Below are 14,646 nucleotides of genomic sequence, written 5' to 3' on the forward strand. Positions count from 1 at the left end.
ACGTCCAGTACGAGGCCGACTCGGGCGCACGCCCAGCCGGGCGCCCAACGCCGCGCGCTGATCTGCCAAGATCCGCCGGACAGGCCCTAGGCCCTAGGCCTTAGCTCTGGCTCGCCGAGTCGACCTGCTGGGGTTCGGGTTCCGGCGCGGTCCCGGGCTCGGGCTCGGGCTCGGGTTCCGGCCCGGGCGGGCCGGCGATCGGGGCCGGGCCGCCGCGGGCGTGGTCGGCGAGGGCCAGGAGGTCCTCGGCGGCGGCGCCCTGGGTGACGCCGACCAGGTGCCCGTCCGGCCGGATCAGCAGGACGGTGTGCGGCCCGGCGCCCGGGTACTCCTCGGTGACCAGCACCTCGGCGGGCACCGGCAGCGCGGCGCAGACCTCGGCGAGCCGGGGCATCAGGCCGGCGCCCAGCCAGTGCTCGGCCGACCAGACCGCGGTGCCGGGGGCGACCAGCAGCAGTAGGAAGGTGGCGCCCAGCCGGGCGTGCAGGTGGTCCGGGGTGCCGTCGGCGGCGAGCACCGGGAGGTCCGGGACGAGTACGCCGGGGGCGGTGGCGGGCAGCAGTTCGCTGAGCGAGGTGGTGCCGCGGGCGCCGCGCTGGACCGGGACCCGGCCGGGGACGCCGGAGGGCGCCGCCGGGTAGGCGGGCGCGCCGCCGAAGCGGCCGCTGCCCAGCTGGCCGTCGGCGAGCATCGGGGCGTGCTTGCGGAAGCCGCCGACCAGCAGTGAGCGGCGGGTCTGCTGCCAGCCGCGCAGCGGGCGCAGCAGCGGCATCGACTGGTCGACGGCGCGCAGCCGGGCGCCGACCGCGCCGCGCCGCTCGGCCTCGTAGCCGTCCAGCAGCGAGCCGCCGGGCTGGGGGCCGCCGGAGTGGAGGTGCCAGGCGAGGGCGAGCCGCCAGGCGAGGTTGTCGGCGTCGCGCAGCCCGTCGGCGAGGTTCTGCATGCCGAGGGCGCCGTGCAGGTGGGCGGCGTCGCCGGCGAGGAAGCAGCGGCCGTTGCGGAAGCGGGCGGCGAGGCGCTGCTGGGCCGTGTGGTCGGCGGCCGCGAGCAGCTCGTAGCGGGGGAGTTCGCCGCACCAGCCGGTGAGGGTGGCGGTGACCCGGGTGAGCAGGGTGTCGCCGGTGACGACGCCGGGCCAGGTGGCGTGCGGGTCGACCTGTTCGGTGGGGGCGGGGCGGCCGGGGGGCAGGCGCCAGTCGATCCGCCAGACGCCGTCGGGCAGCGGGCGGGCGGTGGCCTCGCGGTCGCCGCGCCACGGGGGTTCGCGGTGCAGCCGGGCGCCGTCGAAGGGCAGGTCGACCCGGACGGTGGCGATGGCGTTGCGGTCGACCGCGGGGCGGCCGGGGAAGCGGATCTTCAACAGCTTGCGGACGGCGGAACGGGCGCCGTCGCAGCCGACCAGGTGGCTGCCGCGCCACCAGGTGCTGGAGCCGTCCTGGGTGCCGTGGGTGCGGACGCTGACCCCGTCGCGGTCCTGTTCGAGTTCGACCACCCGGTTCAGCGGGACCAGCCGGACCAGCGGGGTGCCGGTCAGGGCGTCCCGCAGTCCGCGCTGGAGGCGGTGCTGGGGGAGGTGGAAGGTGGGCGAGTCGGTGAGGTCGATCTTCAGCACCTCCTGACGGCGGCGCCAGACCTCGAAGGTGTCCCACAGGGCCGAGTCGGAGACGGCCCGGGAGTAGCCGATCCGGGTCAGGAAGGCGGTGGTGTCGGCGCCGAGGACGACGCTGCGGGGGCCCTCCGGGCAGAGCCCGGAGCCCTCGTCCAGGACGACGGTCGGGACCTCGTGCCGGGCCAGCGCGAGGGCCAGGGCCAGACCGACCGGTCCGGCCCCGACCACGATCACCGGATCCATGCGGGGACCTCCGGGGACGAACCGGCCCATGGGCCGGCGTCAGTTACCGCTGCCGCATATGCCGCGTGGATGCTCCCGGGAGGTGTCACGAAGAGCAATGCAACAGTTCGCCTGGGTGTCCGTCAAGCAGCAGATGAAGTGCGCCGGTTCGCGCCGCGACGGCCACGTGCTTCGATCCACCGCGCGAGCGCGGTCAACAGGAGGCACAGGACGATGTAGATCGGGGCGATCACCAGGACCACGGGGATGTAGGGGAAGCCCGCGGCGTTCAACGGCTGGCTGGCGATCTTCTTGCCCATGAACAGCAGCTCGTTGTACGTGATGATGTAGCCCAGCGAGGTGTCCTTGAGGGTGACGACCAGCTGGCCGATCATCGTCGGCAGCATCGAGCGGACGGCCTGCGGCACCAGGATGCCGGACATCACCTGGGTCTTGCGCATCCCGAGGGCGTACGCCGCCTCGCCCTGGCCGCGCGGCACGGCGTTGACGCCGCTGCGGATGATCTCCGCCTGGACCGCGCCGTTGTACAGGGTGAGGCCGAGCACCAGCGCCCACATCGGGTCCTTGGCGAAGAACGCGTAGTAGAGCGCGACGATCAGGATCAGCAGCGGCATCGCCCGGAAGAACTGGACGACCGAGGTGCAGGTCCAGCGGACCGGCTTGTGGTCGGACAGCTGTCCGGCGGCCAGCAGCGCGCCCAGGGTGAGCGAGAGGGCGGCCGCCAGGCCGAAGGCCTTGAGGGTGGACAGCAGGCCGTCCACGATCATCTGCTGGACGAAGGTGTACTGGAACGGGTCCCACAGGTCGGCGTCGAACTGGCCGTTGTCGGCGAGCGCGGAGACGACGTACCAGAGCAGGCCCGCGATGCCGATCGCCCCGAGGACGCCGAACAGGCGGTAGCGGGCCCGGGCCCGGGGGCCGGGGGTGTCGTAGAGGACGCTCGCCGACGCCTGGCGCTGGAAAACACTCATCGGGCCACCGCCAGTCGGGATTCCAGGAAACGGAAGAACGAGGCGACCGTCGCGCTGATCAGCAGGTAGGCGCAGGCCACCCAGAAGAAGATCGCGAAGATCGAGTAGCCGCGTTCGGAGAAGGTCTGCTGGGCGCTGTACAGCTCGCCGACGCTGAACGCGCCGGCGATCGCCGAGTTCCTCGGCAGCGCGATGAACACGCTGCTCATCGGGGCCAGCACCGTCCGGGTGGCCTGCGGCAGCACGACCAGGGTGAGGGTCTGGAAGAAGTTCATGCCGAGGCTGCGGGCGGCCTCCGCCTGGCCGAGCGGCACGGTGTTGATGCCGGAGCGGATCACCTCGCAGACGAACGAGGCGGTGTACCCGCCGAGCGCCAGCACCGCGAAGACGAGGTGGCTGAAGTGCACGCCCAGCGGTGGCAGGCCGAAGGTGACGGCGAAGAACAGCAGGGTCAGCGGGGTGTTGCGGAACAGCGTCACCCAGGTCGTGCCGAAGGCGCGCAGGACCGGCACCGGGGAGACCCGGAAGGCCGCCAGCAGGGTGCCCAGCAGCAGGGCGAGCAGGGCGCTGAGCGCGCTCAGCTCGATCGTCTGCAGGAAGCCGTCGCGGAACAACGCGAAGTTGTCCTGCTCGAACAGGAACCCCATCCGGCGGCCCTCCTCTCACAGATGGTCAGGGGCGGACAGTGTGCGGATCAGTAGCGGTCGAGGGTCGGGACCGCCGGGGCGGCCGAGCCGGACGCGCCGAGGGTGGCGTCGTAGGCCTTCTTCCAGTCGCCGTTGTCCTCGTGGGCCTTGAGGGCGTCGCTGATCGCGTCCCGCAGCGCCTTGTCGTCCTTGTTGAGGCCGACGCCGTAGTTCTCCTTGGTGAAGGGCTTGCCGACGACCCTGAGCTTGGGGGCGTACTTGGAGGCGTAGCCGTTGAGGATCGCGTCGTCGGTGGTGACCGCGTCGACCTCGCCGGAGAGCAGCTTCTCGACGCAGGCCGAGTAGGTGTCGAACTGGGTGATCTTCGGGTTGTACTGCTGGATGTTCTTGATCGAGGTCGAGCCGGTGGCGGTGCAGACGTTCTTGCCGCTGATGCTCTCCGGGCCGGTGATCGAGGTGTTGTCCTTCTTCACCAGGAAGTCTTGGCCGGCGATGTAGTACGGGCCGGCGAAGGAGACCGTCTTCTTGCGCTCGTCGTTGATGCTGTAGGTGCCGACGTAGAAGTCGATCTGGCCCTTGGCGATGGCCGGCTCGCGCTGCGAGGAGACCAGGGTCTGCCACTTGATCTGCTGCGGGGTGAAGCCGAGGTCGGCGGCGACCATCTTGGCGATCTCGATGTCGAAGCCGCTGCGGTCGCCGCTGGCGACGTCCTCCCAGCCGAGGTTCGGCTGGTCGGCCTTGGCGCCGATGATCAGCTGGCCGCGCTTCTTGGCCTCGGCCAGCACCGCGGAGTCGATCTTGACGTCGGTCTTGACCGTGTAGGTCGGCAGCGCCGGGGCGTTGCTGGCGCTCGCCGCGTTGTTGGAGGCGGCGGGGGTGCCGTCTTTGCCGCAGGCGGCGGTGGCGGTGAGCGCGACGGCACAGAGCGCCACGGCGAGGGTGCGGGAAGTCCTCATGAGGGTTGGTCTCCTGGGGCTGGGCCACGGTGTCGACCGGGCTCTGGCGTCTGGAAGTCGGTACACGTGCGGGGTCGGCCGGCGTCCTTGCCGGCGGCGGCCCCGGTGGTCTGGGAGGCGGTCCTGAACGGTCCCGGCCGGTTGCGGCCGGCCCCGGGCGTCAGTGGTGGAGGATCTTGGAGAGGAAGTCCTTGGCGCGGTCGGAGCGCGGCGCGGTGAAGAAGGCGTCCGGGGTGTTCTGCTCGACGATCTTCCCGTCGGCCATGAACAGCACCCGGTTGGCGGCGGAGCGGGCGAAGCCCATCTCGTGGGTGACCACGACCATGGTCATGCCGTCGGCGGCCAGCTGGCGCATGACCTCCAGCACCTCGTTGACCATCTCCGGGTCGAGCGCCGAGGTCGGCTCGTCGAAGAGCATCACCTTCGGCTTCATCGCCAGCGCCCGGGCGATCGCCACGCGCTGCTGCTGGCCGCCGGAGAGCTGGGCCGGGAACTTGTCCGCCTGGGCCCCGACGCCGACCCGGTCGAGCAGCTCGCGGGCGGTCTTCTCGGCGTGCCCGCGGAGCACCTTGCGCACCTTGACCTGCGCCAGGACGACGTTCTCCAGCACGGTCTTGTGCGCGAAGAGGTTGAAGCTCTGGAAGACCATGCCGACCTCGGCGCGCAGCCGCGCCAGCTCCCGGCCCTCGGCGGGCAGCGGGCGGCCGGACAGGGTGATCTCCCCGGAGTCGATGGTCTCCAGCCGGTTGATCGTCCGGCAGAGCGTGGACTTGCCCGACCCGGAGGGGCCGATCAGCACCACGACCTCGCCCTGGCGGATCTCCAGGTCGATGTCCTGGAGCACGTGCAGCGCGCCGTAGTGCTTGTTGACCTTGTTCAGCACGACCAGCGGGGCGGCTGCGGGGGTGGAGTCCTCGACCGGGCTCTCGGACATCGCGCCTGCTCCCTACTGTGTCGAACTGGGGTGAACCCTGCCTGCCCGGGAAGTTCCAACTCCCTTGGGCGGCAATGGTGATAAGAAATCCGGGAGCCGCGACCGGCGGAGCCGCAGCCCCCGGTGGGGCGACCATAGGAGCGGTGACGGTGCCCCGTCAGCCGATCTGAGCGGAACTTGAGGATCACGAAACGGCCACGCGATCCGTACGTACTGTTCGCGAGTGCGTCGACGGGGCATGTCACAGCGGGGATCCGTGCCGGTGCTCGCCGTCCCCCGCGAGCCCGGTCCGCGGGCGAACCTGGCGCCGGGCCGCCCGCTGGCCCATACTGCGCAGGACCGGTCCCGGACCGATCGGTCCGGTGATCACAAGGGGGAAGGAGGAGAACAGGATGCGACTGCTGCTCGTCGAGGACGACGAACGCGTGGCCGCGGCACTGGTCGCGGTGCTCGGCCGGCACGGCTTCCAGGTGCGGCACGCCCGCAGCGGGCACGAGGCGCTGGACGCCCTGGTGCCGGACGGCAACGACCCGTACCGCGTCGTGCTGCTCGACCTCGGGCTGCCCGACCGCGACGGCTTCGAGGTGTGCAGCCGGATCCGGGCCGGCAGCGGAGTCCCGGTGATCATGGTGACCGCCCGCGCCGACATCCGCTCCCGGATCCACGGTCTCAACCTGGGCGCCGACGACTACGTCACCAAGCCGTACGACATGGGCGAACTGCTCGCCCGCATCCACGCCGTCGCCCGCCGCGGCGCCCAGCCGTCCTCGGTCGCGGTGCCCGCGCCCGACGCCGTGCCGCAGCAGCGCGGCCCGCTGGAGTCCCGCGGCATCCGGATCGACCGCGAGCGCCGCCGGGTCAGCGTGGACGGCCGCGACGTGCCGCTCACCCGCAAGGAGTTCGACCTGCTGGCGCTGCTCGCCCAGAGCCCCGGCGTGGTCTACCGGCGCGAGCAGATCTTCAGCGAGGTCTGGCGCAGCGGCTGGGAGGGCAACGGCCGCACCCTGGAGGTGCACATCGGCTCGCTGCGCAACAAGCTGGCGCTGCCCGGCCTGGTCGAGGCCGTGCGCGGCGTCGGCTACCGGCTGATCCCCGACTCCCCGGCCTCCCCCGGGTCCGACCGGACCCCGCCCGCCCCCGCGGAGCACTGACCGCACGTGCGCACCCGCCTGCTCGGCATCCTGATCGCCCTCATGCTCTGCGTCCTGGCCGCCCTGGGGCTGCCGCTCGCGGCGGCGTTCGCGGCGGCCGAGCAGAGCCGGGTGGTGGTCGACCGGCTCGACGACGCCGCCCGCTTCGCCCAGGACCTGCCCACCTCCGGCGCCACCCTGGACTCCGCCCGCAAGGGCGACCCGGAGCCCGCCCCCGGCGACCTCAGCCGGCGGCACGCGATCGCCACCGAGGTCCAGCGCTACTACGACCTGTACGGCGTCCGCCTCGGCATCTTCCAGCGCGACGGCACGTCGATAGCGGTCGCCCCCCGCGACTGGGGGGTGCCCGCCGTCGGCTGGGGCGCCCAGGCCTTCCAGGAGGCGTTGGACGGGCGGCGCAGCCACAACCCGCCGCAGGTCTGGCCGTGGACCGAGGACCGGACGATCACCGTCGCCGCCCCCGTGGTGCGCGACGGCGACGTGGTCGCGGTGGTGCTGAGCGAGTCACCGACCGGGGCGCTGCGGGCCCGGGTGCTGCACAAGTGGCTGGTGCTGGCCGGCGGCGAGGCGGCCGCGATGGCCGTCGCCGTGTTGCTGGCCGTCCGGCTCACCGAGTGGGTGCTGCGCCCCGTCCGCACCCTCGACCGGGCCACCCACGACATCGCCACCGGCCGGATGGCCGCCCGGGTCGCCCCCGGCGGCGGGCCGCCCGAACTCCAGCGGCTGGCACGCTCGTTCAACGAGATGGCGGACCACGTGGTGCACGCCATGGACCAGCAGAAGGCCTTCGTCGCGGACGCCTCGCACCAGCTGCGCAATCCGCTCTCGGCCCTGCTGCTGCGGGTCGAGGTGCTCGGTCTGGAGCTGCCCGAGGGGCACGAGGAGGAGCTCAGCGGCGTCCGGGAGGAGGGCACCCGGCTGGCCCGGGTGCTGGACGACCTGCTCGGGCTGGCCACCGCCGAGCACGCCCGCCCCGAACCCGAGCAGACCGACCTCGCCCGGCTGACCCTCGCCCGGGTGGACGGCTGGCGGCCGGTCGCCGAGCAGCGCGGGATCGAGCTGCGCTGGGACGGCCCGGCGCTGGCGATCGGGATGGCCGACCCGATCGGCTTCGGCTCCGCGCTGGACGCCGTCCTGGACAACGCGCTCAAGTTCGGCCCGGCCGGCAGCCAGGTGCTGTTGCGGGTCTCGGTGTTCCGGGACGAGGTCGCGGTGACCGTCAGCGACACCGGGCCCGGGCTGACCGAGGACGAGCTCGCCCGGGCCGGGGACCGGTTCTGGCGCAGCGCGCGGCACCAGAACGTGGACGGCTCCGGACTGGGCCTGTCCATCGCCCGCACCCTGCTGGCGGCGGGCGGCGGCTCGCTCGGCTTCGCCCCGGTCCGGCCGACCGGGCTCGCGGTGACGCTGGCGGTGCCGCGGCCGGGACGGCCGTAGCCGTAGCACCCGGGGCCGCCACGGCCTGCCGCGGCTCCTGCGGTTCCTGCGGCTCCTGCGGCTCCTAGGGTTTCACCGAGCGGTAGTAGCGCGCGGCGCCCGTGTGCAGCGGGAGCGGGTCGGTGTAGACGGCGGTGCGCAGGTCGACCAGCTGGGCGGCGTGCACCTGGGCGCCGATCTGGTCCCGGCTGTCGATCACCGCCCGGGTCATCCCCTCCACCAGCCCCGGGTCCACGTCGTCCCGGGTGACCAGCAGGTTGGGCACGGCCATGGTGGCGACGGCGTCCTTGGGCTCGGCGTTCGGGTAGGTGCCCTTGGGCATGGTGGCCGCCCGGTAGGCGTCGACGCCGTCGCCCTCGGCCTTGTGCAGGGCCTCGGACAGGTCGCCCAGCGGGACGACCCGGATCCGCATGTGGTCGGAGAGGTCGGTGAGCGCGCTGGTCGGCAGGCCGCCGGACCAGAAGAAGGCGTCGATCTTGTGGTCGCGCAGCTCGTCCGAGCCGTCGCTGACGCCCCCGGGGACGGGGGTGATGTCGTGGTCCGGGTCCAGGCCGGCCGCGGTCAGCAGCCGCCTGGTGACCAGGTTCACCCCGGACTGCGGCAGGCCGACCCCCACCCGCAGGCCCTTGAGGTCGGCGGTGCGGTGCACCGGGGAGTCCGCCGGGACGATCAGCTGCAGGTAGTCGTCGTACAGCCGGGCGATCGCCCGGAGCCGGTCCTTGCCCTGGCCCTGGTAGGCGGCGACCGCGTCGGCGGTGGCGATCGCGAAGGTGTCCTTGCCGTCGATCACCCGGCGGAGGTTGTCCACCGAGCCCTCGGAACTGTCCAGGGCCAGCCGCACCCCCGGCATGGTCTGCGAGACGTGGCTCTGCAGCAGCTGCCCGTACCGGTCGTAGACGCCGCGCGGGACGCCGGTCGCGAAGCGGGTCTCCCCGCGCGGGTAGCCGGGCGAGCGGCCCGCGGACAGCCACCAGCCGCCGAACCCGGCCACCAGCAGCACCAGGACCAGCACGGTCCGCCACAGCGGGCTGCGGGCCGCGCGGCGGACGGCGGCGCCGAGTCGTGACGGATCGGTGGGGGTCATGCAGGGATAGTGCCAGGCGCCCGGGCCGAACGGGAGGGGAACGACCGGTGGAAAGCCCGGGGAGCCGTTCCGCGAAGATCCGGGGAAAGGCGGTCCGCGGCTGCCCGTACCCTGGTCTGGTGAGCGGTGAGAGCGGATTGAAGAGCTACAAGGTCGTCACGCACGGCTGCCAGATGAACGTCCACGACTCCGAGCGGCTGTCCGGCCTGCTGGAGGACGCGGGGTACGTCAAGGCCGGTGCCGAGGGCGACCCGGACCTGGTCGTGTTCAACACCTGCGCGGTGCGCGAGAACGCCGACAACAAGCTGTACGGCAACCTCGGGCAGCTCGCGCCGGTCAAGGGCCGCCACCAGGGCATGCAGATCGCCGTCGGCGGCTGCCTGGCCCAGAAGGACCGCGAGTCCATCGTCAAGCGCGCCCCCTGGGTCGACGTGGTGTTCGGCACCCACAACATCGGCCACCTGCCGGCGCTGCTGGAGCGGGCCGCGGTCGAGCGCAAGGCCCAGGTCGAGATCCTGGAGTCGCTGGAGACCTTCCCCTCCACGCTGCCCACCCGCCGCGAGTCGGCGTACGCGGCCTGGGTCGCGATCTCGGTCGGCTGCAACAACACCTGCACCTTCTGCATCGTCCCGGCGCTGCGCGGCAAGGAGGAGGACCGCCGCCCCGGCGACGTCCTCGCCGAGATCGAGGCGCTGGTCGACGAGGGCGTCATCGAGGTGACCCTGCTCGGCCAGAACGTCAACGCCTACGGCTCCGACCTGGGCGACCGCGAGGCCTTCTCCAAGCTGCTGCGCGCCGCCGGGCAGATCGAGGGCCTGGAGCGGATCCGCTTCACCTCGCCGCACCCGCGCGACTTCACCGACGACGTGATCGCCGCGATGGCCGAGACCCCGAGCGTGATGCACCAGCTGCACATGCCGCTGCAGTCCGGCTCGGACCAGGTCCTCAAGGCGATGCGCCGCTCGTACCGGCAGGACCGTTTCCTCGGGATCATCCGCAAGGTCCGCGAGGCGATGCCGGACGCGGCGATCTCCACCGACATCATCGTCGGCTTCCCCGGCGAGACCGAGGAGGACTTCGAGCAGACGATGCACGTCGTCCGCGAGGCCCGCTTCACCAACGCCTTCACCTTCCAGTACTCCAAGCGCCCCGGCACCCCCGCCGCGGAGATGGCCGACCAGGTGCCCAAGGAGGTCGTCCAGGCCCGCTACGACCGGCTGATCGCGCTCCAGGAGGAGATCTCCTGGGACGAGAACAAGAAGCAGGTCGGCCGCACCCTGGAGATCCTGGTCGCCGAGGGCGAGGGCAAGAAGGACGACAGGACCCAGCGCCTGTCCGGCCGCGCCCCCGACAACCGGCTGGTCCACTTCACCAGGCCGGACGAGCCGGTGCGCCCCGGCGACGTGGTGACCGTCGAGATCACCTACGCGGCCCCGCACCACCTGCTGGCCGAGGGCCCGACCCTCGGGGTGCGCCGCACCCGGGCCGGCGACGCCTGGGAGAAGCGCCAGGCCAAGCCGTCCGACAAGCCGGCGGGCGTCATGCTCGGCCTGCCGAAGATCGGCGCCCCGGCCGAGCTGCCGTCGGCCGTCCCGGCGGGCGGCGCCTGCTGCGGCGACTGACCCGTGTGACGGAGGCCGAACGGCCCGGCCGGAGCGAGCGCGCGAGTCGCGGCTCGGAGCTCCGGCCGGGCCGTTCGGCTTTCCGGCTAGGGCCGGACAGGCCCTAAGGTGATCCGCATGCTGGTAGCCGCCGCCGTGTGCCCCTGTCCGCCGCTGCTCGTCCCCGAGGTCGCCGCCGGGGCCGCGCCCGAGCTGGACGGGCTGCGCGCCGCCTGTGACGAGGCGCTGGCGGCGCTGGTCGCGGCCGGGCCAGAGCTGGTCGTGGTGGTGGGCGCCGGGCCGGAGGCCGAGGTGTGGACCGAGGGCGGGGCCGGGTCCTTCCACCGCTACGGGGTGCCGCTGGTCGCCAAGCTGCCCGGCGGGCGGGTCGAGGGGCCGGAGCTGGCGCCCTCGCTGACCGTCGGGGCCTGGCTGCTGGAGCGCGCCGGGGTGACCGTGCCGACGCACGCCTGCGCGGTGCCCGCGGACGCCCCCGTCGACCGGATGCTCGGCCTCGGCCAGGGCCTGGCCGGGCTGGCCGACAAGGTCGCCCTGCTGGTGCTCGGCGACGGCAGCGCCTGCCGCTCGCTGAAGGCCCCCGGCTACCTGGACGAGCGGGCCGAGGGCTTCGACGCCGGGTTGGCCGCCGCCCTGGGCTCGGCCGACCTGCCCGCCCTGGCGGCCCTGGACCCGGCGCTGGCAGCCGAGCTCAAGGCCGAGGGCCGGGCGCCCTGGCAGGTGCTGGCCGGCGCCGCCGAGGGCGCCGGCCTCACCGCGCGGCTGGGCTACCAGGACGCGCCGTACGGGGTCGGGTACTTCGTGGCGTCCTGGGCGTAGGGCCCGTCTCCGGGCCCCGGCCGGTCAGGACTGCGGGGGCTGGCCCCCGTCGCCCGGCTTCGGCTTGTGGGCGAAGTCGCCCACCGCGCCCTTGGCCTTGTCGGCGCCGTGCTCGATCTTGTCGCTGTACTTGCCCTTGGTCGCCTTGTCGATCGCGCCGCCGGCCTTGTCGACCATCTGGTCGATCTGGTCGCTGTGCTTGCCCGCGAGCTCGCTGGCCTTCTCCTTGAGCTCCTCGGCCTTGCCCTTGAGGTTGTCCATCAGGCCCATGGTGATCTCCTTCGTTCCCTGTCTCCTGCACAACGCACGTGACCGGTCAAGAGTTCGCAAAGCCGGGCCGGGGTGCGGGGCAGGCCGGAGGCAGTCCGGGGAACAGTCACATCCTCGCGCAGTCGGCGGCGGGCGGCAGCCCGGCCCCGGGTGCCGCGACGGTTTGGGAGACTGGAGCGGTGAGCAGCTCCCGTGTGATCAGCATCGTCGGCGCGACCGCCGCCGGAAAGTCCGACCTGGCCGTCGCCATCGCCCGCAGCCTCGGCGGCGAGGTGATCAACACCGACTCGATGCAGCTGTACCGGGGCATGGACATCGGCACGGCCAAGCTGACCGTGGCGGAGCGCGGGGGAGTGCCGCACCACCTGCTGGACGTCTGGGACGTCACCGAGGCCGCCAGCGTCGCCGAGTACCAGCGGCTGGCCCGGGCCGAGATCGACCGGCTGCTCGCCGCCGGGCGCACCCCCGTCCTGGTCGGCGGCTCCGGGCTCTACGTCCGGGCCGCGATCGACGAGATGGAGTTCCCCGGCACCGACCCGCAGGTCCGCGCCCGGCTGGAGGCCGAACTGGAGCAGGACGGCCCGTACGCGCTGCACCGGCGGCTGGCCGGGCTGGACCCGGCGGCCGCCGAGGCGATCCTGACCGGCAACGGGCGCCGGATCGTCCGTGCCCTGGAGGTCATCGAGATCACCGGGCAGCCGTTCACCGCCAACCTGCCGAGCAACACCGCGGTCTACGAGGCGGTGCAGATCGGCGTCGCGGTGTCGCGCCCCGAGCTGGACGAGCGGATCACCCTGCGGGTCGACCGGATGTGGGAGGCCGGACTGCTGGACGAGGTGCGCGCGCTGGAGCGGGTCGGGCTGCGGGAGGGCCGGACCGCCTCCCGGGCGCTCGGCTACCAGCAGGTGCTCGACCACTTCGCCGGGGAGTGCACCGAGGACGAGGCACGGGCCGAGACGGTCCGGGCCACCAAGCGCTTCGCCCGCCGGCAGGAGTCCTGGTTCCGTCGGGACGACCGCATCCACTGGCTCTCCCGCCCGGCCGGGACCGACCCGGTCGAGCTGCTGGAACGCTCCCTGGAACTGATCGGCCGTCAGGGGGTTCCGGCCGCGTAGTCGGGCCCTGGGGTCCGTTCCGGCCAATTCGGCGGTGCAGCTGCGCGCGCAGGGGACCGTGCAGGACGAACCGGGGGTCACGGCCCGATCACGTGATGGCCACGGATCACCCGAGGACCCCGTCAGGCCCCGAACGTCCCCTCTGGACATGCCATCATCGATGCCGTAAGGGTCGGCCCGCGCGGGCCGACCGTGCCCGGCCGCGAGTCCGCTCGTGTCGAACTGTCAGGGGAGGCCGCGTGTCGACGGGTACCGGCCCCGAATCCGGCCAGAGCGGGAGTGTCACCGCACCGGCCGAGGAGTTCGACGAGTCGACCAGGGGCGACCTCCCCGTGCTGACCGGCCTGGAGGCGCCGACCTCGTACGCGGCCGCGGTGCCCGCACTGGACACCCGCACCCCGCCGGACGCCGCCGTGCACGAGCGGGAGATCCGGCCGCTGCGCCGGCTCCGCTGGTGGCAGACCCTGCCGATCGCCCTGCTCGGCACCCTCGGCTCGCTGATGTTCGCCTTCCCGCTCGCCTTCGGCTCGGCCGGGGCGCGGGCCACCATGGTCGGGATGCTCGGGCTGCTGTTCACCGCCGCCTCGTTCGGCTGGGGCGCGATGGCCGCCCGGCACGCCGGCTACAAGTGGCCGGGGCTGCCGCGCCGGGGCTCCGCGCAGCGGGCCGGCTGGAAGGCCATCGCGGTCTACACCCTGATCGCCCTGGCCGCCTGCGCGCTCGCGGTGTGGCGGGTCGCCTACCTGCGCTGACCCGGGCCCCGGCCTGCCCCGCCGCCGCCCTCAGTACCATCGGTGGGGTGAGCGCATCCTCTTCCCCGCGGGCCGGCCTCCCCTTCTTCAAGGGGCACGGCACCCAGAACGACTTCGTGATCGTGCCGGACCCGGACGGCGTGCTGGAGATCGGCCCGGAGGCCGTCGCCGCGCTGTGCGACCGCCGGGCCGGCATCGGCGGCGACGGGCTGCTGCGCGTGGTGCGCGCGGCCGCCGACCCGGCCGCCGCGGACCAGGCCGACCGGGCCGAGTGGTTCATGGACTACCGCAACTCCGACGGCAGCATCGCCGAGATGTGCGGCAACGGCCTGCGGGTGTTCGCCCGCTTCCTGGTCGAGGCCGGCCTGGCGAAGCCCGGCGGGCTGGCGATCGCCACCCGCTCCGGGGTGCTCACCGCGACGGTCGCCGAGGACGCCGCGGACGGCACGCCCGGCGAGGTCACCGTCGACATGGGCCGGGCGAGGCTGCCCGGGCCGGACGGCATCGAGGTCGCGGTCGGCGAGCGGCGCTGGCCCGCCCTGAACGTCAACATGGGCAACCCGCACGCGGTGGCCTTCGTGGCGAGCCTGGACCACGCCGGGGACCTCTTCACCGCCCCGCTCACCAGCCCCGCGGGCGCCTACCCGGAGGGCGTCAACGTCGAGTTCGTGGTGGACCGCGGCCCGCGGCACGTGGCGATGCGGGTGCACGAGCGCGGCTCGGGCGAGACCCGCTCCTGCGGCACCGGCGCCTGCGCCGTCGCGGTGGCGGCCATCCGCCGGGACGGCGCGGACCCGGCGGTCACCGGCGAGGCGGTCGCCTACACGGTGGACGTGCTGGGCGGCCGGCTGGTCATCACCGAGCACCCGGACGGCCGGGTGGAGATGACCGGTCCGGCGGTGATCGTGGCGGAGGGGCGGATCGACCCGCGCTGGTGGGAGTCGATCGCCCGGGCCTCGTAGCGATGGCCCGGTTTGCCCACTTCGTACGGTGACGAATCCCCCCGATCGGGTGATACCGGTCGCGGACGGGAATCACG

At 73.3% G+C, this 14,646-nt stretch carries 14 protein-coding genes; 7 read left to right on the forward strand and 7 right to left on the reverse strand.

Translation table 11 applies throughout. The features are described 5' to 3' along the window. Positions 1-100: 100 nt before the first annotated feature. The 5 genes from ACFWXO_RS26315 to ACFWXO_RS26335 all read right to left on the reverse strand — a co-directional run bounded on the left by ACFWXO_RS26315 (position 101) and on the right by ACFWXO_RS26335 (position 5,360). On the reverse strand, positions 101-1,852 hold the full coding sequence (locus ACFWXO_RS26315; RefSeq protein WP_380526479.1) for an FAD-dependent monooxygenase: 1,752 nt from the start codon (positions 1,850-1,852) through the stop codon (positions 101-103). Between the two features lie 122 nt (positions 1,853-1,974). Continuing rightward, complete coding sequence (locus ACFWXO_RS26320) at positions 1,975-2,823, reverse strand: amino acid ABC transporter permease (RefSeq protein WP_375889392.1); 849 nt, start codon at positions 2,821-2,823, stop codon at positions 1,975-1,977. Continuing rightward, positions 2,820-3,470, reverse strand: a complete 651-nt coding sequence (locus ACFWXO_RS26325; protein ID WP_375889390.1) for an amino acid ABC transporter permease — start codon at positions 3,468-3,470, stop codon at positions 2,820-2,822. The genes ACFWXO_RS26320 and ACFWXO_RS26325 overlap by 4 nt, the downstream gene beginning before the upstream one ends. A 47-nt stretch (positions 3,471-3,517) precedes the next feature. Continuing rightward, positions 3,518-4,426 (reverse strand): glutamate ABC transporter substrate-binding protein, encoded by a 909-nt coding sequence (locus tag ACFWXO_RS26330; protein ID WP_375889387.1) that lies wholly within the window; start codon positions 4,424-4,426, stop codon positions 3,518-3,520. Between the two features lie 160 nt (positions 4,427-4,586). Further along, positions 4,587-5,360 carry an amino acid ABC transporter ATP-binding protein gene (locus tag ACFWXO_RS26335; protein ID WP_360237471.1) on the reverse strand — a complete coding sequence of 258 codons (774 nt, stop codon included), beginning with the start codon at positions 5,358-5,360 and terminating at the stop codon, positions 4,587-4,589. A 392-nt stretch (positions 5,361-5,752) separates the two neighbouring features. Here ACFWXO_RS26335 and ACFWXO_RS26340 point away from each other — a divergent pair, with 392 nt between their 5' ends. Together ACFWXO_RS26340 and ACFWXO_RS26345 are read left to right on the forward strand one after the other, a co-directional pair. After that, positions 5,753-6,511, forward strand: a complete 759-nt coding sequence (locus ACFWXO_RS26340) for a response regulator transcription factor (RefSeq protein WP_375889384.1) — start codon at positions 5,753-5,755, stop codon at positions 6,509-6,511. A gap of 6 nt (positions 6,512-6,517) precedes the next feature. Further along, a complete protein-coding gene (locus ACFWXO_RS26345; protein ID WP_375889383.1) occupies positions 6,518-7,948 on the forward strand; it encodes a sensor histidine kinase in 1,431 nt (476 codons plus the stop codon). Positions 7,949-8,012: 64 nt separating this feature from the next. On the opposite strand, the gene ACFWXO_RS26350 is transcribed toward ACFWXO_RS26345, so the two are convergent. Continuing rightward, positions 8,013-9,032 (reverse strand): TAXI family TRAP transporter solute-binding subunit, encoded by a 1,020-nt coding sequence (locus ACFWXO_RS26350; RefSeq protein WP_375889380.1) that lies wholly within the window; start codon positions 9,030-9,032, stop codon positions 8,013-8,015. Positions 9,033-9,151: 119 nt separating this feature from the next. On the opposite strand from ACFWXO_RS26350, the gene miaB reads away from it, so the two are divergent. Together miaB and ACFWXO_RS26360 are read left to right on the forward strand one after the other, a co-directional pair. Further along, entirely contained in the window at positions 9,152-10,654 is a 1,503-nt protein-coding gene (gene miaB / locus ACFWXO_RS26355; protein WP_380526483.1) for a tRNA (N6-isopentenyl adenosine(37)-C2)-methylthiotransferase MiaB, read from the forward strand. A gap of 117 nt (positions 10,655-10,771) precedes the next feature. Next, positions 10,772-11,470 carry a hypothetical protein gene (locus ACFWXO_RS26360; protein ID WP_375889376.1) on the forward strand — a complete coding sequence of 233 codons (699 nt, stop codon included), beginning with the start codon at positions 10,772-10,774 and terminating at the stop codon, positions 11,468-11,470. A 24-nt stretch (positions 11,471-11,494) separates the two neighbouring features. On the opposite strand, the gene ACFWXO_RS26365 is transcribed toward ACFWXO_RS26360, so the two are convergent. Then, positions 11,495-11,740 carry an antitoxin gene (locus ACFWXO_RS26365; RefSeq protein ID WP_380526486.1) on the reverse strand — a complete coding sequence of 82 codons (246 nt, stop codon included), beginning with the start codon at positions 11,738-11,740 and terminating at the stop codon, positions 11,495-11,497. Between the two features lie 179 nt (positions 11,741-11,919). On the opposite strand from ACFWXO_RS26365, the gene miaA reads away from it, so the two are divergent. The 3 genes from miaA (at position 11,920) to dapF (ending at position 14,569) form a co-directional block, all read left to right on the forward strand. Then, complete coding sequence (miaA, locus tag ACFWXO_RS26370; RefSeq protein ID WP_380526488.1) at positions 11,920-12,855, forward strand: tRNA (adenosine(37)-N6)-dimethylallyltransferase MiaA; 936 nt, start codon at positions 11,920-11,922, stop codon at positions 12,853-12,855. Between the two features lie 239 nt (positions 12,856-13,094). Then, positions 13,095-13,607: a hypothetical protein gene (locus ACFWXO_RS26375; RefSeq protein WP_375889370.1), complete on the forward strand. Its 513-nt coding sequence runs from the start codon at positions 13,095-13,097 to the stop codon at positions 13,605-13,607. 47 nt (positions 13,608-13,654) lie between these two features. Beyond that, entirely contained in the window at positions 13,655-14,569 is a 915-nt protein-coding gene (gene dapF, locus ACFWXO_RS26380) for a diaminopimelate epimerase (protein WP_375889369.1), read from the forward strand. Positions 14,570-14,646: the final 77 nt, after the last annotated feature.

The organism is Kitasatospora sp. NPDC059088 (assembly GCF_042738155.1).
Classification (GTDB): domain Bacteria; phylum Actinomycetota; class Actinomycetes; order Streptomycetales; family Streptomycetaceae; genus Kitasatospora.

Coding starts and splice junctions, on each gene's coding strand:
- ACFWXO_RS26315 (WP_380526479.1), bottom strand. CDS start 1,852: ATGGATCCGGTGATCGTGGTCGGGGCCGGACCGGTCGGTCTGGCCCTG.
- ACFWXO_RS26320 (WP_375889392.1), bottom strand. CDS start 2,823: ATGAGTGTTTTCCAGCGCCAGGCGTCGGCGAGCGTCCTCTACGACACC.
- ACFWXO_RS26325 (WP_375889390.1), bottom strand. CDS start 3,470: ATGGGGTTCCTGTTCGAGCAGGACAACTTCGCGTTGTTCCGCGACGGC.
- ACFWXO_RS26330 (WP_375889387.1), bottom strand. CDS start 4,426: ATGAGGACTTCCCGCACCCTCGCCGTGGCGCTCTGTGCCGTCGCGCTC.
- ACFWXO_RS26335 (WP_360237471.1), bottom strand. CDS start 5,360: ATGTCCGAGAGCCCGGTCGAGGACTCCACCCCCGCAGCCGCCCCGCTG.
- ACFWXO_RS26340 (WP_375889384.1), top strand. CDS start 5,753: ATGCGACTGCTGCTCGTCGAGGACGACGAACGCGTGGCCGCGGCACTG.
- ACFWXO_RS26350 (WP_375889380.1), bottom strand. CDS start 9,032: ATGACCCCCACCGATCCGTCACGACTCGGCGCCGCCGTCCGCCGCGCG.
- ACFWXO_RS26360 (WP_375889376.1), top strand. CDS start 10,772: ATGCTGGTAGCCGCCGCCGTGTGCCCCTGTCCGCCGCTGCTCGTCCCC.
- ACFWXO_RS26365 (WP_380526486.1), bottom strand. CDS start 11,740: ATGGGCCTGATGGACAACCTCAAGGGCAAGGCCGAGGAGCTCAAGGAG.